The organism is Planktothrix prolifica NIVA-CYA 540 (genome assembly GCF_963864145.1).
Taxonomy (GTDB): Bacteria; Cyanobacteriota; Cyanobacteriia; order Cyanobacteriales; family Microcoleaceae; genus Planktothrix; species Planktothrix agardhii.
Genome location: NZ_CAWLTW010000001.1, coordinates 3,955,496 through 3,974,924 on the forward strand (window position 1 = coordinate 3,955,496; position 19,429 = coordinate 3,974,924).

Below are 19,429 nucleotides of genomic sequence, written 5' to 3' on the forward strand. Positions count from 1 at the left end.
TATAATTTTTTATCGGCAGTAACACTATGAAAATTTACTGTACTCGTCCGGGTTGTTTGGGTGCTGATCGCAATAATTTTACAGATTTAGAGGATCAAATGACCCTCAAAACCGTACAGCAAAAATTCTGTACCACCTGTGGAATGCCTTTAATTTTAGATGGTCGTTATCTACCAGAAATATTATTAGGACAAGGAGGATTTGGGACAGCCTATTTAGCTAAAGATCGCCGTTCTCCTACCTTTAAATATTGTGTAGTTAAACAATTTAAACCCTCATCGGATTTAAACCCCCAACAATTAGCAACGGCTCAGATTTTATTTGAAAGAGAAGCTCATGTTTTGGAACAATTAGGTAATAAGCATCCCCAAATTCCCGATTTATTTGCCTATTTTCCTTTAGAAGCACCCGGATGGCGAACATCAAAAACGGAACAATTTTTTTATATTGTTCAAGAGTATATTAATGGCGAAAATTTAGAAGCAGAAATAAATTCAAAGGGACAATTTTCGGAAGCGGAAGTCCGAGAAGTGCTACAGGAAATTCTTAAAATCCTAGAATTTGTTCATGATCATGATGTGATTCACCGCGATATTAAACCTTCTAATATTATGCGCGATCGCCAAGGTCTTCTGCATTTATTAGATTTTGGTGCGGTTAAACAAGTTACCCAAAGTCCAGGGGGAACATCAACTGGAATTTATTCTTTAGGGTTTGCACCCCCTGAACAAATGCGAGGTTATACTGTCTTTCCTTCCACGGATTTATATGCGTTAGCGGTGACTTGTCTTGTCTTATTAACAGCAAAAGAACCCCAAGATCTATTTGATAGTTATAGTAATCAATGGAACTGGAAACAATTTGTTGGGGTTTCCGATGAATTAGCTAATATTTTAGATAAAATGTTATTACCTACACCTAGCGATCGCTTTGGTTCGGCTACTCAAGTTTTAACCGCCTTAAACCCTCCCCAAATTATACCAATTCCCCAACCGCCTCCAATTCCTTCTCCTGCTATTTCTCCTCCTGTAACTCCCGTTCAACCTTTAGCAACAACTCGTTCTTTTTCTACCTTAGAATTGTTATCTAATGCCGCCTTTATTGGGTTTGAAGTTGGGGTTTTTGCCAGCTTAGGATTTGCTGTATTTAAAAGTTTTAATTTTAACCCTATTGTTTTATTAATTATTGGTTTAGTCGGGGTCACGGGATTAATATTTGCCCTGTATCACCGTTGGCTCGAAGCCGGATTAGATTCTATCATTATCCCCTTAATTTCCATAGGAGTTTTATACTTTATTTTATTAACATTCAGTCCTGATAGCCTGTTCCCGTTAATAATAGTTCCTTTAATTGTGGCTGTATTTAGCGTAGCTGTAACTACTTTATTCCGTTTAATTTATATCATGCTCAAACGATTTCTATAAACGAGGATACTAAAATACTAAACTAAATAGAGTAAACTGAATAAATCTGTTACCGAAAATTGCCAATTATTTAACACATTCAGCACAGGTAAACTATCCATACCTAATTTAACTTCTGGAATGCAATTTGGTTGAAAAATACTGACAGATTCATCTTCAGGATCGATAAACCAACCTAACTTTGTTCCATGATTGAGACAAAAAGCAATTTTTTGAATTACTCGATTAGGAGATTGTTCTGGAGAGAGAATTTCAATAATCCAATCTGGAGGAATTTCAAACCAATTTCCAATTCGTTTATTGGGGCGTAAAGGAATATTATCCCATTCAAAAATAGCAATATCTGGAACAATTGAACTCCCTCTAAAGGTGCAACGTAACTCCGTCAGTCCATAGGCTAATTTCTGCGGTTCACCCACTCGATTAATCGCAGTCACTAAGCGAGTTTGTAAAATACTATGTTCTCCTTGTGGCATAGATTTTTGATAGATATGACTATTAATATATTCACTCGCTGGCTTCGTTTCTGGTAATTGCAAAAACTCGTCTAAAGATAACTTAGATTGAGGCTCTATTGAGGACACCATAAGCAATTATTCCTTGGATTATCCTAGATGATTTTTGTGTCTTAATTAACTTTTTTGACCCGTTTAGTAATATTATATCAATAACTGCCCCGACAATCCTACAAAAGTGTTAAAATTTTACCTAATATCCAAAATACTTGAGATTTATGGCTCAAAAAAATGACACTACAACTTTAATCCTAGCCTTACTGATTACCGGAGGATTAATTAGTGGCGGAATTTGGTGGTTTACTCGCAATATGAATTTGTCAACAGTCTTAAATTCTAATCCCTCTCCCTCTAGTTCAATTCCACCTAAACCTACCCCAATTCCACCTACCTCTATCCCTCAAACCTCCACGAAAGATTTTAAAACCTTTGCTGAAATTCCTAATGTTCCGAATGGACTTTTTACCTATGGCGGAAGTACCACATTTGCACCTATTCGTAAAGTAATTAATCCCGAAATTCAAAATAGTTTTCCTCAATTTCAATTACGATATTTTCAAAATCCCAGTCAATCCCCAGGTTCAGGAAGTGGGATTAAAATGTTAATTGATAATCAAATTACCTTTGCTGAATCTTCCCGTCCTTTGCAAGAATCTGAATATCAACAAGCTGGACAAAAAGGATTAAATTTAATCGAAGTTCCTATTGCTATTGATGGGATTGTAGTGGCGGTTAATCCTAACTTGAATATTCAAGGGTTAACTATCAACGAATTAAAACAAATTTATACGGGTAAAATCACTAATTGGAATCAACTCGGAGGCGAAAATATACCAATTATTGCCTATTCTCGGACTAAAGAAGCCGGAGGAACAACGGAATTTTTTATTATGAATGTATTAGGAGGAGAGTCTTTTGGAGAAGCGGTAAAATTTATTCCTACCACCACAGAAGCCCTAAGAGCTATCTCCAATAACCCTGGAGGAATATATTATGCTTCCGCCCCGGAAGTTGTCGAACAATGTACGATTAAACCCATCGCCATTGGTCTAACATCTGATGCTTTAATTCAACCCTATAAAAATCCCTTAATTCCCCCGGAAAATTGTCCTCAACAACGGAATCAAATTGATTTGGTTGTGTTTACCAATGGAGCCTATCCCCTCACCAGAAGTTTATTTATTATTGTCAAACAAAATAATCAAATTGAACAACAAGCTGGGGAAGCATATACTCAACTTTTATTAACTTCTCAAGGTCAAGATTTAATTGAAAAACTGGGATTTATTAGAATCCGTTAAGTTTTCTGGGCTGGGTATGTTTCTGTCTGTTAACTTAGATTAGAGGTTAATCCCAGAAAAAAATGTTAAAATAGAACCTAAGCATCAATTTAGAATCCGATGTCTCAAAAAAATGAATCTCTAATTTTATTTTTAGCCCTCCTAATTACAGGGAGTTTATTAGGGGCGGGTTATTTTTTATTTTTCGTATTTTCTCCTAAACCCCTATTGAATGCGAATAACCCCTCTGGAACTTTACCCCCAACGTCCTCGCCTAATATTGCGGTTGGGTCTATCGAAACTCGAATTAGTCAAGGGGAAAAAGTTTTAATTGCTTCAGGAAATTTAGCTCTCAAACAGGCGGGAGTAGCGGCTTTAGCGTCTCGTCAATATCAGAATGCTGTTCAACAATTTAACGCCGCATTACAACAAAATAAAAATGATCCTGAAGCCTTAGTCTATCGAAATAATGCCCAAATTCTGCAAAATAATCAGCAATTTTATACTATAGCAGTATCTATTCCAATTGGAACTTCTGTTAATACCGCCCAGGAGATTTTAAGGGGAGTTGCTCAAGCTCAAATAGAAGTCAATCAAGGGGGAGGAATTGCAGGAAAATCATTAAATGTGATTATTGTCAATGATGATAATAGTCCTGAAGTTGCTAAAGAAGTTGCTCAAAAATTAGTCAATAATTCAGAAGTTTTAGGAGTAGTTGGTCATTTTGGGAGTAATACCACCGAAGCCGCAGCACCGATTTATGAAGCCGGGAAATTAGTCTTAATTTCTCCTACCAGTACATCAACAAATATTTCTAATGCGGGAGACTTTATTTTTAGAACTGTTCCTAGTGATCGCTTTGCTGGAAGTAGTTTATCTCGATATTTACTAAATAAGTTAAACTTAAAAAAAGCGGTTATATTTTTTAATAGTGCTAATCAATATAGTAACTCTTTACAAACGGAATTTACCACTGCTTTAAGTGGAGATGGGGGCGAAATAGTCAGTATTTTTGATATTGCAAAACCTGATTTTAACCCACTTCAAGCCTTAGAACAAGCTCGCCAACAGGGAGCAGAAGTAATTGTATTAACTCCCGATTCTTCTACTATTGAACAGGCGTTACAAGTGGTGAGAATTAATCGGAGACAGTTACCTTTATTGGGCGGGGATAGTTTATATCGACCGGAAACATTGAAGGTTGGAAGTGATGCGTTGGGGATGGTAATAGCAATTGCTTGGCATATTTTAGCTAATCCTAATTCGGCTTTTGCTCAAACAGCAAATCAACTCTGGGGAGCGAGTGTTAACTGGCGTACCGCCACCGCCTATGATGCTACAAAAGCCTTGGTTGCTGCTATTACTAAAAACCCTACCCGAACCGGGGTTCAACAAGCACTTTCCGCCCCAGATTTTACTCCCCAAGGTGCAACGGGTGTGATTAGATTTTTACCATCGGGCGATCGCAATCAACCCTTACAATTAGTTACAATTGAACCCGGAAATACTTCGGGATTGGGTTATGATTTTGTTCCAGTTCCTTAATTTTATTGGTTTTAAATAATTTAGATAATTGTCAAAAAATCTGATTAATGTTAATATTAAATTCAGGAAAAGCAGCTAAAGTTAAGGTTTGTTCTACTGTAAAAAACTGAATAGATTGATAACCGTTGGCGGTGGGAGTGCGATACACGCGGACAATATTTTGATTCAGGTCAATTAACCAAACTTCCTGAATATCACTCTGACAATAGAGAGGAATTTTTACCTGTTGGTCAAAATCAATTGTTGTATCTGAGACTTCTATTAATAATATAATATCTGAGGGTTGTGGATGTCTTTCTTCATAAAAATCTGGACGAGGTTGCAGTAGAACTAAATCGGGTTGAGGTTGTGATAAATTATTTAATTGAATGGGGTTTTGAGTATCAATAATAACGCGCTCGCCTAACTGACGATTCAATAAATAATCCAACCGTCGTACACAAGCCGCATGACGTTTTCCAATTGGTGACATTTTAATAATTTCTCCTGCTACTAATTCATTATTTTCATCGGCTTTAAAAACCCCAAATTCTCCCATTTTCTGATAATCTTCAACGGTAAAACGTCGTTTTAAAACTTGGATTGACATTTCAACCTCCTTGTTTATTAATATAATTATAATCTATAGCAATCCTAAATGAATTGTATAGCAGGGAACAGGGAACAGCCACCCAAACCCCCCGTGCACGGGGGGCTAGGGGGGGGAGGGGAGGGGTTCTATTTACCAACAATTAAAAGCGTTTTATTAGTAAGCTAATCCCACCAACCTAGCACTTAAATCCCACATTTTTTTGCCTTTTTCATCATCACTGGCTTGGGGAGAAACCTTCTGCACAAAAGACTGGCGATCTTTCTTCTGACGATTTCCCCAACTCCAATACATTCCCGACTGTTTATATTCAGGATCGGCCACCACCATTGCGACGCGATCGCCCGATAATTCCTCCGTGACAAATCCCCCGGTAATATATTTTTGAAATAGGGGAAAAATCTTTTGAAATAGGGGATAATGGTTGCGGAATAAAGCCGTTGTTGCCACACAACCCGGATAAAGAGAAGTAAAAGTAATCCCCGTCGAATCATGGTAACGGCGATGTAATTCTCGCATCGTTAACACATTACAAACCTTACTATCTTTATAGGCTTTAACAGGTTCAAATTGTTTGCCATTAATCATCGTAATCGGATCTTTGAAACCTTCCGCAAAACCTTCGAGATTTCCTAAATCTGGACGCGGGGGAATTTTACCTCCTAACTCGTCGGGGTTGTGAGTAACTGTTCCTAAAATCACCATTCTGCGATCAGCAAAAGTTGATCTTTTCATATCCTCTAACATCACATTGCAGAGGTAAAAATGGTTTAAATGGTTGGTCGCCATCGTTAATTCATAGCCCTCTGGACTCCATAAAGGCTCCTTAATTAAGGGCATATAAATCGCCGCATTACAGACCAAGGCATCCAGGGAGCGACCCAAAGACCGGAAATTAGCAACAAACTGTTTTACACTGGCTAAAGATCCTAAATCTATGGGAAGAATGGTATAGCTGTCCTTGGACATTCCCACGGATTGGGCCGCCCGTTCGGTTTTGGCTAAATCCCGACAGGCCATCACCACATACCAACCCTTTTCGGCCAAGGCTCTAGCGGCTTGCAAACCAACGCCCGAAGACGCTCCCGTAATCACAACTGTTGCTTGATTTGCCATGAAATTCTAACTCAATTTACTATTGTTGACTCTTTCTAGGATCTCATGTTTTACCACACTGGTCACTATTGTAGTGAGTCCTTCAGGACTCAGAGTTAGATAGCCCTAAAGGGCTTACTACAAAACTCGTAGAGTCCTTCAGGACTCAGAGTTAGATAGCCCTAAAAGACTTACTACAAGTCAAGAATCACTTTCAACATAAGGAATCGTAAAATGGAACTGACTCCCTTGATTTTTCCCCTGAGAATCTGCCCAAATTTCCCCGCCCCAACCATTCACAATTTGTCTGCTGATCGCTAATCCTAGGCCCGTTCCACCCACACTCCGACGCAAGGAACCTTCTTCTTGATAAAACCGCTCAAATACCGCGTCTAAACGATTGGGTTCAATCCCCCGTCCGGTATCGGAGATCGTCACTTCTATCATTTGATCTCCATTACATTTGGCGTTAATTTTAACTTTACCATCAGAATTGGTAAATTTACAGGCATTATCTAATAGTTTAGAGAGTAATTCTACTAACCATTCGCCGTCGGCTTGAACTAAAGGTAAATTCGAGGGAACTTCTGTTTGAATCGCGGGAACTTGATTTTGATTATGATGGGTACGAATTCCACTAATTGCTAAATCAATACATTCTTTGAGTCTTAAAGATTCGGGGTTCCAATCAACTCGACCACTTTCTAAATGAGACAATTTTAAAAAATCTTGGACTAATTTTCTTAACCTTTCTGCATCTTCTAAGGCCGTATCTAACATTACTTTTCGCATTTCCACGGGCATATCTGGTTCTTGATTCAAACTTTCTAAACAAATTAAAATGGTGGATAAGGGAGTTCTAAGTTCATGGCCGGTAATCGCAATTAAATTACTACGAGTCCGTTCTAATGCTTCTAATTGTTGGTTTAGATCTTCTAAGTTGGCATAGGTTTCCGCTTGAATAATTGCAGCACCTAGTTGAGTTGCGATCGCATCTACCATTAATAAATCATCTTCTTGCCACTCGGAAAGATTACAATTACATTGGTGTAATTCTACCATTCCCAAAAGTTGACCTTGGTATAAAATAGGAATCATTAACCAACCTTTAATTTCCAATTTTTGGGTTATTTTTTTTAAGGATTCTTGGGATTTTACTGAATTATTATTATTGTTATTAAGCCAGTCTATGTCAATTTCATCCGTTTGATTAATATAAATTGGTTCTTGACGTTTAACAACTTCTTGAAAGAGCGGATTTTCTCGCAAAAGCCAAGTTTTTCCGATGATAGAAACTACATCATTACATAAATATTCATTAGAAATTTTAACAGAATTATCCGTGGCTTTGCAGCGATAAATCAGACAACGACAAGCACCCATAGCTTCCCCTAACTCATGAGTTGCGACTTTAATCACCTCTTGAGGATTGAGAGATTGGCGAATGGTGGATGTAATAGAATTAACTAAACGTTCTTTTCGTTCCTTAGCAGCTAAAGACCGATAAACTCGTAAAAGTTTATGTTGACCCGCTTGTAAATAGGTGACTAAACGATAAGCAAAGGGATCATTCAGGGAAGAATAATCGCTAGAACTCGAATTAGATTTTGTTCGATTTGAAGATTTTTTACTTTTTTTAGTTGCGGAACGAATATTATAAAATAGAAAGGCTTGTTCAACTTTTTCAGCTAATTCAGGACGGTAATATAAAGTCCGTTCTAATAGTAATTCGGCAACCTTAATCGAAACTTGCCGATCGGATGTCCAAATCCCTTCAAAGGGACGAGCCTGATCCATTAATAATTTTTCGGTTATATCGGAATTCTGTACTAAATCTTCGCGTTCAACACAAACTAAACAGGTTGCATAATATTGTCCTAAAACCAATAAATTCCATTCTTGACTCAGTTTATCCTGGGGATCAAATGCTACTGTTTCGTGAATATCAGAGGAGTTTTGAAACTCCGTTTCTAGCGCCGCCATTACATAGACCTGTGGTGTGAGTTCCGCAATTTTTTGGTAACGTTGAGCTTCTTGACGATAAAATCTTTCCTGTTGAAAGGTGGCAATCACCAGAGGTTGTTCAGTTCCAGCTAAAACCTGATCCTCCATCGCATGGGATAACGCAGTTAAAGAGGATTTAAAATAAATTTGGGGCTTTAAACTGGGCAAAAACTGCACCAATTCCGTTAATACCGAGGTGGAGACACTCATTTTATATTAAATCTATAGCTTTAACTGGATTTTTAACTAAAGACGTATTTATGTTAGTGTTAGCCGAGCAAATGGAGGTTATCTTCACTATGGGTTATGATAGTGTTGCAGTTGTTTGACCAAGGCTAAAACTAGCTCAAAGTTAAGGGAAAGTTGATCATTAGCTGAACTCATTTTCCATTACCCTTTGGGTCTATAAGTATTTTACCGTAAATCATGGATACTGGAAAATAATCAATTTTTTTGAGTAGCTCTTGACTGGAGGCAAAAGCTGTGTTTTTAAAGCAAATGCAGGTCAATATCTAGTTATTTTTACTCAAATAAAAGACCTTTAAGTTATTATCAGAAATAAATAATGAATCAGAATGAATTATTAGATAAGTTTATTTGTGGAGATTGCTTATCCATAATGAGTCAAATGCCAGATAATTGTCTGGATTTAGTTGTAACTTCCCCACCCTACAACCTGAAAAATTCTACCGGAAATGGGATGAATGATGGCAGAGGTGGCAAGTGGAAAAATGCTCAACTTGTGCATGGTTATTCAGACTATGATGATAATATGCCCCACGAAAAATATGTGGAATGGCAAAGAGAATGTCTATCGCAAATGATACGTTTATTAAAAGATGATGGGGCAATATTTTACAACCATAAATGGCGGGTTCAAGATGGTTTGCTTCAAGACAGACAAGATATAGTTTCGGGTTTTCCAGTCCGACAAATTATCATTTGGAGACGAAAAGGAGGAATTAACTTCAACCGTGGTTACTTCTTACCCACCTACGAAGTCATTTATTTAATAACGAAACCCAAATTTAAGTTGACACCTAAAGCTAATGCTCATGGTGATGTTTGGGAATTCATGCAAGAAATGAATAACTCCCATCCCGCACCTTTTCCGATAGCATTAGCAAAGCGATGTATTGAGTCAACAAATGCCCAAATAATTCTTGATCCTTTTATGGGAAGTGGCACTACAGCAGTAGCAGCAAAAAGGCTAGGAAGAAGTTTTATTGGCATTGATCTATCGGCAGAATACTGTCAACAAGCCGAACACAGGCTAAGAACTGATACACCTCAATTAGAATTATCATTTTCATGAAAATATACACCAAAGATGAACTAATGATTATCAATTTGTAGCTAAAAAACATGATCAATGGCTACAAAGAGTTGAAAATGGGGTAGGAATTAATCAGTTAAATCCTCAGCCCTATTGGGGATTTGATGACATATTCCACAAGGCGGGTACAAAATTACTTAACTGTTTTTATGTACAAGCAGAAGTAAAGAAAGAAAACGGGCATGAATTTTATCACTATACGAAAATTTCTATGCTTCAAGGATTTAGTTTAGTTAAGTTCCTTGAAGGAATTAAGCAAGGATTTATACTTGTGGATTTTGATGCTAGAACTGGACACAATCATGGCACAAAGTTTCGACTAAGGCGGAACCGGTTGGCAGATTTGTATGATTCAGTAGAGGAAATTTAGGATTATTTTACTTATTAAAAAATAACAAATAAAAATCCCCCACCCGAAGGCAGGGGATATTTTTAATTACCAATTAAACGAGGATTCAGTTAACAGTTACATCAACCAAACTTACTCGCAGTCGAGGCAATTAGGAACGCCGCGTAGGTGAGGATATAGCCAACGGTGAAGTGAGCCAAACCAACCACACGAGCTTGAACGATAGACAGAGCCACGGGTTTGTCTTTCCAACGAACTAAGTTCGCCAGAGGAGTCCGCTCATGGGCCCAGACAATCGTTTCGATTAACTCTTGCCAGTAACCCCGCCAAGAGATCAGGAACATAAATCCAGTCGCCCAAACTAGGTGTCCGAATAGGAACATCCAAGCCCAAACCGACAGGTTATTAGTTCCATAAGGGTTGTAGCCGTTAATTAACTGAGCCGAATTCAGCCACAGATAGTCACGGAACCAGCCCATCAGGTAGGTAGAGGATTCGTTGAACTGAGCAACGTTTCCTTGCCAGACGCCCAGGTGCTTCCAGTGCCAGTAGAAGGTAGTCCAACCAATGGTATTCAGCATCCAGAACATCGACAGGTAGAAAGAGTCCCAAGCGGAGATGTCGCAAGTACCACCACGGCCAGGGCCATCACAAGGGAAGGCATAACCGAAGTCTTTCTTGTCGGGCATCAGCTTAGAGCCACGGGCATCCAACGCACCTTTGACCAAAATCAGGGTGGTGGTGTGCAGACCTAGAGCGATGGCATGGTGAACTAAGAAGTCCCCAGGGCCAATGCTCAGGAATAAGGAGTTGCTACCGGAGTTGATAGCATCTAACCAACCGGGCAACCAAACGTTACCAGCGTTAGGCCAAGCAGTGGTGGCGATGCTGTCAGCGTTGGACAATAAAACATCCATGCCGTACAGCACTTTACCAGAAGCAGCTTGAACGAATTGAGCAAAAACCGGTTCAATCAGAATTTGCTTTTCAGGAGTTCCAAAGGCAACCACCACATCGTTATGGACATATAAGCCCAGAGTGTGGAAACCCAGGAACAGAGACACCCAGCTTAAGTGAGAGATGAGAGCCTCTTTGTGCTGTAACATCCGATCCAAGACGTTGCCTTTGTTCTGTTCGGAATCATAGTCGCGCACCAGGAAGATTGCCCCGTGAGCGAAAGCCCCGACCATTAAGAACCCAGCAATATATTGGTGGTGGGTATACAGCGCCGCCATCGTGGTGTAATCCTTAGCGATGAAGGCGTAGGGAGGCAGCGCATACATATGTTGCGCCACCAGGGAGGTGATCACACCCAGCGCAGCCAGAGCAAATGCTAACTGGAAGTGCAGGGAGTTATTCATGGTGTCGTACAACCCTTGATGAGGCAGGTTGAACGGCCCTTCATTTTTAAATCCGAACAAAGGATCTTTGGAATTCATCATTTCTTTGATGCTATGACCAATTCCGAAGTTTGTCCGGTACATATGGCCCGCAATGATGAATAACACTGCGATCGCCAAATGGTGGTGAGCCATATCCGTCAACCAGAGAGACTCGGTTTGAGGATGGAAGCCACCTAAGAAGGTCAGAATAGCTGTTCCAGAACCTGTAGAGGTTCCAAAAATGTGACCGGCGGTATCTGGGCTTTGTGCGTACACACCCCAGTTACCCGTGAAGAAGGGAGCCAGACCTGCCGGGTGGGGCAGAGTGCTGAGGAAATTATCCCAACCCACGTGTTGTCCGCGAGATTCAGGAATGGCAACGTGAACCAAGTGACCAGTCCAAGCCAGGGAACTAACCCCGAACAGACCTGCCAAGTGGTGGTTCAAACGAGATTCAGCATTCTTGAACCAAGACAGACTGGGACGATACTTCGGTTGTAGGTGTAACCAACCTGCGAACAGGAAGGTAGCAGCCAAAAGCAACAGGAAGATAGACCCTTGATACAGGTCAGCATTTGAGCGCATTCCGATGGTATACCACCAGTGGTACACCCCAGAATAGGCGATGTTAACTGGGTTAGAAGCACCCGCTTGGGTGAAAGCTTCTACCGCAGGTTGGCCAAATTGGGGATCCCAAATGGCGTGAGCAATGGGGCGAACATTTAAAGGATCTTTAACCCATTGTTCAAAATTACCTTGCCAAGCCACGTGGAACAGGTTGCCTGAAGTCCAGAGGAAAATGATAGCGAGGTGACCGAAGTGGGAAGCAAAAATCTTTTGGTAAAGATTTTCCTCTGTTATGCCATCATGGGTCTCGAAATCATGGGCTGTGGCAATCCCGTACCAAATCCGACGTGTTGTCGGGTCTTGGGCCAAGTCCTGGCTAAATTTTGGGAATTTAGTTGCCATAAGTCCTAACTAAATCGTGTTCTTTGTGATTCCGCTTCAGGGGGAGGGAGAAAGCTGATTCAGCCTTTCCCAGTCCCTGAGCAGAGAGTTTTCATCCTACTGAAATAATTCGGGCTAGGAAGAATGCCCAAGTTGTAGCAATGCCTCCTAAGAGGTAGTGAGCTACACCAACCGCACGACCTTGAGTAATACTCAGAGCGCGAGGTTGAATTGCTGGGGCTAATTTCAGCTTGTTATGGGCCCAAACAATGGACTCAATCAGTTCTTGCCAGTAACCGCGGCCACTGAACAGGAACATTAAGCTGAACGCCCAAACGAAGTGGGCACCCAAGAACAACAGACCGTAGGCGGAGAGGGCTGATCCGTAGGAACTGATTACCTGAGCAGCTTGCGCCCACAGGAAATCACGCAGCCATCCGTTGATGGTAATGGCACTCTGGGCAAAGTTGCCACTGGTGATGTGAGAAACGGTGCCGTCTGAACCAACTGTTCCCCAGACATCGGATTGCATCTTCCAGCTAAAGTGGAAAATTACGATGGAGAGGGAGTTGTACATCCAGAACAGACCCAGGAAAACGTGATCCCAGCCAGAGACTTGGCAAGTACCACCCCGACCTGGCCCATCGCAAGGGAACCGGAAACCCAATTCACTCTTGTCAGGAACCAAGCGAGAGCTACGGGCGTATAAAACGCCTTTCAGCAGAATTAAAACCGTGACGTGAATTGTGAAGGCATGGATATGGTGAACCATGAAGTCCGCCGTACCTAACACAATCGGCATCATTGCTACTTTGCCACCGACGGCTACGACACCGCCACCAAACACGGGGCTAACACTGGCTAAGGCATGGGGAGCAGTGCTACCAGGGGCCAGAGTGTGAATGTTTTGTATCCATTGGGCAAATACGGGTTGGAGTTGAATCCCTGTATCCGAGAACATATCTTGAGGACGACCAAACGCACGCATGGTGTCGTTATGGACATATAACCCAAAGCTATGGAATCCCAGGAAGATACAGACCCAGTTTAGGTGGGAGATAATTGCGTCGCGGTGACGAAGCACCCGATCAAGCAAGTTGTTGACATTGTTGGCCGGAACATAATCACGCACCATGAAAATGGAAGCGTGAGCGCCCGCACCCACAATCAGGAAGCCACCAATCCACATATGATGCGTGAACAGGGACAACTGCGTGGGGTAATCCGTCGCAATGTAAGGATAGGGAGGCATTGCGTACATGTGTTGAGCCACAATAATACTCAAAGAACCCATCATTGCGAGGTTAATCGCCAACTGAGCGTGCCAAGAGGTGGTCAGGATTTCATAGAGTCCTTTATGGCCTTCTCCAGTGAAGGGGCCTTTATGGGCTACTAAGATTTCCTTCATGCTGTGACCAATGCCCCAGTTTGTCCGGTACATATGGCCAGCAATGATGAACAGGACTGCCAGTGCCAGGTGATGGTGTGCAGTATCGGATAACCACAGACCGCCTGTTTGGGGGTTTAATCCACCTTTGAAGGTTAAGAAGTCGGAATAGACTCCCCAATTCAAGGTAAAGAATGGTGTTAAACCTTGTTTAAAACTGGGATACAGTTCTGCCATCAGGTTGGGATTGAGGATGAATTCATGGGGTAAAGGAATATCCTTCGCCGCCACTCCTGCATCCAGCAATTTGTTCACGGGTAAGGACACATGAATTTGGTGTCCTGCCCAAGACAAACAGCCTAGACCCAACAAGCCAGCTAAGTGGTGGTTCATCATCGACTCCACATTCTGGAACCATTCCAGTTTGGGAGCGCGTTTGTGATAGTGGAACCAACCAGCAAACAGCATCAAACCTGCCATTACCAGCCCACCAATGGCGGTGCAATAAAGCTGGTATGTGTTGGTGAAACCAGAAGCTCGCCACAGTTGGAATAACCCAGAGGTAATCTGAATCCCGTGGAAGCCACCACCAACATCACCGTTTAAAATTTCTTGGCCGAAAATTGGCCATACAACTTGAGCGCTAGGCTTAATCCCCGTAGGGTTAGCCAACCAAGCTTCGTAGTTCGAAAATTTAGCGCCGTGGAAGTAGGCACCACTTAACCAGATAAAAATCACGGCTAAATGACCAAAATGGGCGCTAAAGATTTTACGCGAAATATCTTCTAAATCGCTGGTATGACTATCGAAGTCGTGAGCGTCGGCGTGTAGGTTCCAAATCCAAGTGGTGGTATTTGGCCCTTTGGCGAGGTCACGGCGAAAGTGTCCAGGTTTAGACCATCTTTCAAAAGATGTAGGAACCGGATCTTTATCAACCGTAACCTTTACTTTTGCCTCACGCTCTGGAGGACTGATTGTCATTTAGACTCTCCTCGACCTGTGACAAAAAATAAGTAACGTTGCAGATTTTGACAGAAGTTATACCCCTTTTTCAAAATCCTTAACAAAAGTTAGTGTTTCGTTAACTTGTTCCATAGATAAATTTCTATGAGACTAATTATTCAGGTTTATACCTGCACTAAAACCAACCTTTGTTCGGGGGCAACAGGACGCCCCTGTGTTTGCCTTAAGGCTTTTAAAATTTTATTTCCACAACTAACCCAGACTTAAACCCTTGCATAGCAATGGCTTTCCGTTTGGGGTAGCTGTTGTCTTTAAATGATATATCATCTTTTTGAATCCGGGGGGAACTACTTGTTAACAATAATTAAAATTTCGTCTCATTCTTTACAAAATCATCATTTTAGTTTCCATAAGGGTTTCAAAAAGTCAAATCTTTCTCAATAAATGTTACAAAACTTAAAATTTATCAAAATAACTTAGAAGGTTGAAAACCTTGTCCATTTCCAGATGGAATCAAAATCAATTCCACCGGACTTTCATCTCTATGTGCTTGATGTCCCGATTCCGCGCTAGGATTGGTCTGAACTCCTCAAGTGGCACCCTACCGAACCCAGGGAGGTTAAATACCCCCCTAAAACCGATAGATTAAGGCTGGGCTTATGATTTTCAATAAAAAACTTATGGATAAAATTAGATTGGGCTTCTTTCAAAAAAATCAGGTGCTAAATCCCATACTTCAGATATGGACAAGAGTAAAAACCCAACTCAAAACCCTGTTAGCACTCTTAATAATCGTCAGTCTGGCTGGATGTGGAAATTCCTCCTCGGAAGTTCCGCCCCAAACTCCTCCAACCCTGACGATATCCAAATCCGCGCCACCGATTTCCCAAGTTTCTCCCCCAAAACTAATCCAGAAACTGCATCAATCCTTGGATGCTTACCAGCCTCAAGTTACCATCCTCAATCCTAAACCCGATCAACTAATCGAAGACGATACAATTAACCTGCAACTCCAAGTTCAGGGTTTACCACTATTCCAAGATCCTAAATTCGGTTTAGGGCCACATTTACAAGTAATCCTCGATAACCAGCCCAATATTGATATTTACGATATCACTACCCCCATAACCTTCCCCAACTTAGACCCCGGAACCCATACTCTCAGGGTGTTTGCAGCCTATCCCTGGGATGAAAGCTACAAAAATGAAGGGTCTTTTGCCCAAACTACCTTTCATGTTTTCACAAAAACCCCTGATCATGACCCCGATCAAAATTTACCTTTACTAACCTATAACCGTCCCCAAGGGGTATATGGGGCGGAACCAATTTTACTAGACTTCCACCTGAATAACGCTCCTCTACATATTGTGGCTCAAGACAATCCAACGGACGAAATAGTAGATTGGCAAATTCGGATTACCCTTAATGGCGAAAGTTTCACCACCGATAAATGGCAACCTCTATATTTAAAAGGCTTAAAACCGGGTAAAAATTGGGTACAAATTGAATATCTGAATGAACAGGGAAATCCCGTTGATAATGTTTTTAATAAAACCGCCCGGGTGATTACCTATAATCCCAATTTCAAAAATACCATATCTCAACTGACTCAAGAAAAATTGTCCTTTGCAGAAGTTAAAGGAATCCTGAATCCTAATTTTGCCACTCAAGACTTGATTGAAACCTCTGAACCGGAAGAATTTCCTAACACCGAACCCGAAGTTATTTCGACTCCCGTAGACGAACCCCTTGAGGAAACGACACCAGAAGCAGAATTAATCGTAGAACCTGAAACTACTCCATCAGAAACTATAGAATTAATCGTAGAACCTGAAACTACTCCATCAGAAACTATAGAATCAATAGTAGAATCTGAAACTACTCCATCGGAAACTATAGAATCAACAGTAGAATCTGAAACTACTCCATCGGAAACTATAGAATCAACAGTAGAATCTGAAACTACTCCATCAGAAACTATAGAATCAACAGTAGAATCTGAAACTACTCCATCGGAAACTATAGAATCAATAGTAGAATCTGAAACTACTCCATTGGAAACTATAGCAACTGAAATTCCAGCAGAAAAAACCACGCCGGATATTTCCCCTGAGTCCCTAATTAAACAATTAGGTGAGTTTTTGAGTCGTTTTCATCTTCCTTTTTTAAATCCAGTTCAGGTATAGCAGTTGCCGCATCTATTAGGACATTCTTGAAAGCTAAAAACTGCTCACAGTAAGTATTTACCTATAGCGAGATTGCCTATTCCCTATTGCCTCTTGCTATAACATCTAATTCTCCGATACCCTCACCTGAAATTGTTGATCAAGTTTCCATTTCAGAACCTGTCACCGAACCCCAACGGTCAGAAAATATTAATCTAGTTCCCGAACTTCCCTCAATAGAAGATTCCACACCAGAATCAATAATTGAACCCGAAATCATCACCGAAGAAACCCAAACCGTTGACATCGAGTAAACTATCTAATTTTACAGATTACGTTAATAGTTTGTTTAAAGGTTAATGTAATCTGTAAAATTCATTCAATTAATTATTTACCGATATTATGAAAGCTAATTCCCAATCTTCCCTATTTACTCCTGAATCAAAATCCTATAATTGGCAGGGATATGAATGTTATTATGAATATTATCCGACCGTTAATCCTAATATTGATAATGATATTTCATTATTATTAATTCATCCGATTGGAGTGGGATTATCTGGAAATTTTTGGTATAGATTTTGTCAAGAATCGCGGGAAAATGGATTAAATCATGCCATTTATAATCCCGATTTAATCGGTTGTGGAAATTCTGATATTCCAAAATTTGCCTATTATCCCCAAGATTGGGCGGAACAATTGCATTATTTTTTACAGAATATTATTCAAAAACCTGTTATTATAATAGTACAAGGAGCTTTATTACCCGTTGCGATCGCCCTAACTCAACTCCAAAACAAATCTAATTCTAACTTAATTAAAGGATTAATATTATCCGGCCCCCCAGCTTGGCGAGTCATGAACGAACCCAGTTCAGAAAAACAGCAAAAACTCGTCTGGAATCTATTCTTTGATTCTCCCATTGGCAATTTATTCTGGCTGTATGCCCGTCGTCGTCAATTTATCGAATCCTTCTCCATTCGTCAACTTTTTGCCAAAGCCGAAGATGTCGATCAAAATTGGTTAGACTTATTAGAAACAGGAGCCAAAAATGATCAAAGCCGTTATGCCGTTTATTCCTTTTTAGCTGGATTTTGGCGACAAAACTATATGGATATTATGGCAGAAATTTCGATTCCCACCTTAGCGGTTTTTGGGACAACTGCATCTAGTATTAGTCGCAGTGGATTTTCAGAAACCCCAGAACAACGTTGTCAACTTTATGAAAAAGGCTGGAAAAATTGCCAATCTGCTATAATTCCAGGGCGTAATGTTTTACCCTACGAATCGACCTCAGAATTTGTTAAAATTGTTGCCAAATTTATCCGTCAACTAACCCCTAATTTTTCCGACTAGGAAACACCCGCAAAGCATTTTCAAGGACAGAAACATTAACCCGCATTCCCACAGGTAAAGCCGTTGTCGCACTGGTTCTGGCGATGAGTTCCCGACCGGATGGAACCTGCAAACTATAGTGATTTTCTCGTCCGAGAAATTGGCGATCGCGAATCACAACCGGGGCGTTATCATCAGGTTTAAGAATAAAATCCTCTTGTCGTACCATTAATTCTACCCGGTCTAATTTATCCCAATCTGGGTTAACAGCATCTACAAGATAGGGGTTAATAGCAAAACAACCCAATTCCGTTTCCCAAAAATCTCCTCGACGTTTGGCGGGAATAAAATTAGCTTGGGTAACAAATTCTGCCACAAACCGAGAGGCGGGTTGTCGATAAATCGTTTCCGGTGTGCCAAACTGTTCTAGGTGTCCGTCTCGCATCACCGCCAACCAATCAGAAATGGCTAGGGCTTCTTCTTGGTCATGGGTAACAAAAATTGCGGTGGTTCCTGCTACTTTTAAAATATCGCGTAATTCCTGCCGCAATCTTAACCGAACCTGTACATCTAAATTACTTAAAGGTTCATCTAATAATACTAAAGCTGGATGGGGAGCTAAGGCGCGGGCTAGGGCGACCCGTTGTTGTTGTCCTCCCGATATTTCATGGGGATAGCGTTTTTCATAACCCGATAATCCCACTAATTCTAAAACTTCTGCTACCCGTCTGTTAATCCCTAAACTAGATTTTTTCTTACTATTTTTCAAGCCAAAGGCAATATTTTTAGCAACGGTTAAATGGGGAAATAGGGCATAATCCTGAAACACCATTCCCACATCTCGTTGTTCTGGCGGTATCCAATAGTCCAAGCCGGCGACTTCCCGCCCCGCTAGGGTAATTGTTCCGGTGTCCGGTTGTTCAAATCCGGCAATCATTCGCAATAACGTGGTTTTCCCACACCCAGAAGGGCCTAATAGTCCGAGGATATCCCCTTCATGTAAGTCTAGGTTAACGGCTTGAACGGCTGGGGTCTGGTTTTGAGGAAACTGTTTACCGACGTCCTCTAAATGCAGAATTACAGATTGAGTCATCTTTACAGGCATTAATTTG

Annotated in this window: 14 protein-coding genes and 1 pseudogene; 8 read left to right on the forward strand and 7 right to left on the reverse strand. The window is 40.9% G+C overall.

Annotation, left to right across the window (positions count from 1 at the left end; all coding sequences use genetic code 11):
- The first annotated feature begins 26 nt into the window (after positions 1-26).
- On the forward strand, positions 27-1,424 hold the full coding sequence (locus AC559H_RS17380) for a protein kinase domain-containing protein (protein ID WP_026795466.1): 1,398 nt from the start codon (positions 27-29) through the stop codon (positions 1,422-1,424).
- 17 nt (positions 1,425-1,441) lie between these two features.
- Here AC559H_RS17380 and AC559H_RS17385 read toward each other — a convergent pair whose 3' ends face one another.
- Positions 1,442-2,011, reverse strand: coding sequence for a Uma2 family endonuclease (locus AC559H_RS17385; protein WP_026795465.1), 570 nt, complete (start codon positions 2,009-2,011; stop codon positions 1,442-1,444).
- Positions 2,012-2,157: 146 nt separating this feature from the next.
- Between AC559H_RS17385 and AC559H_RS17390 the strand changes: the two genes are divergently transcribed.
- Together AC559H_RS17390 and AC559H_RS17395 are read left to right on the forward strand one after the other, a co-directional pair.
- Positions 2,158-3,240 carry a PstS family phosphate ABC transporter substrate-binding protein gene (locus tag AC559H_RS17390; RefSeq protein WP_026795464.1) on the forward strand — a complete coding sequence of 361 codons (1,083 nt, stop codon included), beginning with the start codon at positions 2,158-2,160 and terminating at the stop codon, positions 3,238-3,240.
- 99 nt (positions 3,241-3,339) lie between these two features.
- On the forward strand, positions 3,340-4,764 hold the full coding sequence (locus tag AC559H_RS17395; protein ID WP_026795463.1) for an ABC transporter substrate-binding protein: 1,425 nt from the start codon (positions 3,340-3,342) through the stop codon (positions 4,762-4,764).
- A gap of 31 nt (positions 4,765-4,795) precedes the next feature.
- Here AC559H_RS17395 and AC559H_RS17400 read toward each other — a convergent pair whose 3' ends face one another.
- From AC559H_RS17400 to AC559H_RS17410, 3 genes are all read right to left on the reverse strand, one after another.
- On the reverse strand, positions 4,796-5,353 hold the full coding sequence (locus tag AC559H_RS17400; protein WP_026795462.1) for a Uma2 family endonuclease: 558 nt from the start codon (positions 5,351-5,353) through the stop codon (positions 4,796-4,798).
- 156 nt (positions 5,354-5,509) lie between these two features.
- Positions 5,510-6,469, reverse strand: a complete 960-nt coding sequence (locus AC559H_RS17405; RefSeq protein ID WP_026787734.1) for a protochlorophyllide reductase — start codon at positions 6,467-6,469, stop codon at positions 5,510-5,512.
- Positions 6,470-6,649: 180 nt separating this feature from the next.
- Positions 6,650-8,662, reverse strand: a complete 2,013-nt coding sequence (locus AC559H_RS17410) for a DICT sensory domain-containing protein (protein ID WP_026798563.1) — start codon at positions 8,660-8,662, stop codon at positions 6,650-6,652.
- Between the two features lie 355 nt (positions 8,663-9,017).
- Here AC559H_RS17410 and AC559H_RS17415 point away from each other — a divergent pair, with 355 nt between their 5' ends.
- Together AC559H_RS17415 and AC559H_RS17420 are read left to right on the forward strand one after the other, a co-directional pair.
- Positions 9,018-9,767: a DNA-methyltransferase gene (locus tag AC559H_RS17415; RefSeq protein ID WP_036831569.1), complete on the forward strand. Its 750-nt coding sequence runs from the start codon at positions 9,018-9,020 to the stop codon at positions 9,765-9,767.
- 52 nt (positions 9,768-9,819) lie between these two features.
- A pseudogene (locus AC559H_RS17420) lies at positions 9,820-10,158 on the forward strand (MvaI/BcnI family restriction endonuclease); the annotation flags it as partial.
- 101 nt (positions 10,159-10,259) lie between these two features.
- Here the strand turns inward: AC559H_RS17420 and psaB are convergent.
- Together psaB and psaA are read right to left on the reverse strand one after the other, a co-directional pair.
- Entirely contained in the window at positions 10,260-12,488 is a 2,229-nt protein-coding gene (gene psaB / locus AC559H_RS17425; RefSeq protein ID WP_026795460.1) for a photosystem I core protein PsaB, read from the reverse strand.
- Positions 12,489-12,579: 91 nt separating this feature from the next.
- Positions 12,580-14,835 (reverse strand): photosystem I core protein PsaA, encoded by a 2,256-nt coding sequence (psaA, locus tag AC559H_RS17430; RefSeq protein ID WP_026787738.1) that lies wholly within the window; start codon positions 14,833-14,835, stop codon positions 12,580-12,582.
- A 662-nt stretch (positions 14,836-15,497) separates the two neighbouring features.
- On the opposite strand from psaA, the gene AC559H_RS17435 reads away from it, so the two are divergent.
- The 3 genes from AC559H_RS17435 to AC559H_RS17445 all read left to right on the forward strand — a co-directional run bounded on the left by AC559H_RS17435 (position 15,498) and on the right by AC559H_RS17445 (position 18,338).
- Positions 15,498-17,003, forward strand: a complete 1,506-nt coding sequence (locus tag AC559H_RS17435; RefSeq protein ID WP_071782594.1) for a hypothetical protein — start codon at positions 15,498-15,500, stop codon at positions 17,001-17,003.
- Positions 17,004-17,089: 86 nt separating this feature from the next.
- Entirely contained in the window at positions 17,090-17,296 is a 207-nt protein-coding gene (locus AC559H_RS17440; RefSeq protein WP_026787739.1) for a hypothetical protein, read from the forward strand.
- 88 nt (positions 17,297-17,384) lie between these two features.
- Complete coding sequence (locus tag AC559H_RS17445; protein ID WP_087882108.1) at positions 17,385-18,338, forward strand: alpha/beta fold hydrolase; 954 nt, start codon at positions 17,385-17,387, stop codon at positions 18,336-18,338.
- Here AC559H_RS17445 and AC559H_RS17450 read toward each other — a convergent pair.
- A complete protein-coding gene (locus AC559H_RS17450) occupies positions 18,322-19,410 on the reverse strand; it encodes an ABC transporter ATP-binding protein (protein WP_026787741.1) in 1,089 nt (362 codons plus the stop codon). The two genes, AC559H_RS17445 and AC559H_RS17450, sit on opposite strands and share 17 nt — an antisense overlap.
- Between the last annotated feature and the right edge of the window lie 19 nt (positions 19,411-19,429).

What these genes read in the sequence shown, in the direction of transcription:
- AC559H_RS17380 (WP_026795466.1), top strand. Translation starts at nt 27, where the DNA reads ATGAAAATTTACTGTACTCGTCCGGGTTGTTTGGGTGCTGATCGCAAT.
- AC559H_RS17385 (WP_026795465.1), bottom strand. Translation starts at nt 2,011, where the DNA reads ATGGTGTCCTCAATAGAGCCTCAATCTAAGTTATCTTTAGACGAGTTT.
- AC559H_RS17390 (WP_026795464.1), top strand. Translation starts at nt 2,158, where the DNA reads ATGGCTCAAAAAAATGACACTACAACTTTAATCCTAGCCTTACTGATT.
- AC559H_RS17395 (WP_026795463.1), top strand. Translation starts at nt 3,340, where the DNA reads ATGTCTCAAAAAAATGAATCTCTAATTTTATTTTTAGCCCTCCTAATT.
- AC559H_RS17400 (WP_026795462.1), bottom strand. Translation starts at nt 5,353, where the DNA reads ATGTCAATCCAAGTTTTAAAACGACGTTTTACCGTTGAAGATTATCAG.
- AC559H_RS17405 (WP_026787734.1), bottom strand. Translation starts at nt 6,469, where the DNA reads ATGGCAAATCAAGCAACAGTTGTGATTACGGGAGCGTCTTCGGGCGTT.
- AC559H_RS17410 (WP_026798563.1), bottom strand. Translation starts at nt 8,662, where the DNA reads ATGAGTGTCTCCACCTCGGTATTAACGGAATTGGTGCAGTTTTTGCCC.
- AC559H_RS17415 (WP_036831569.1), top strand. Translation starts at nt 9,018, where the DNA reads ATGAATCAGAATGAATTATTAGATAAGTTTATTTGTGGAGATTGCTTA.
- psaB (WP_026795460.1), bottom strand. Translation starts at nt 12,488, where the DNA reads ATGGCAACTAAATTCCCAAAATTTAGCCAGGACTTGGCCCAAGACCCG.
- psaA (WP_026787738.1), bottom strand. Translation starts at nt 14,835, where the DNA reads ATGACAATCAGTCCTCCAGAGCGTGAGGCAAAAGTAAAGGTTACGGTT.
- AC559H_RS17435 (WP_071782594.1), top strand. Translation starts at nt 15,498, where the DNA reads ATGGATAAAATTAGATTGGGCTTCTTTCAAAAAAATCAGGTGCTAAAT.
- AC559H_RS17445 (WP_087882108.1), top strand. Translation starts at nt 17,385, where the DNA reads ATGAAAGCTAATTCCCAATCTTCCCTATTTACTCCTGAATCAAAATCC.
- AC559H_RS17450 (WP_026787741.1), bottom strand. Translation starts at nt 19,410, where the DNA reads ATGACTCAATCTGTAATTCTGCATTTAGAGGACGTCGGTAAACAGTTT.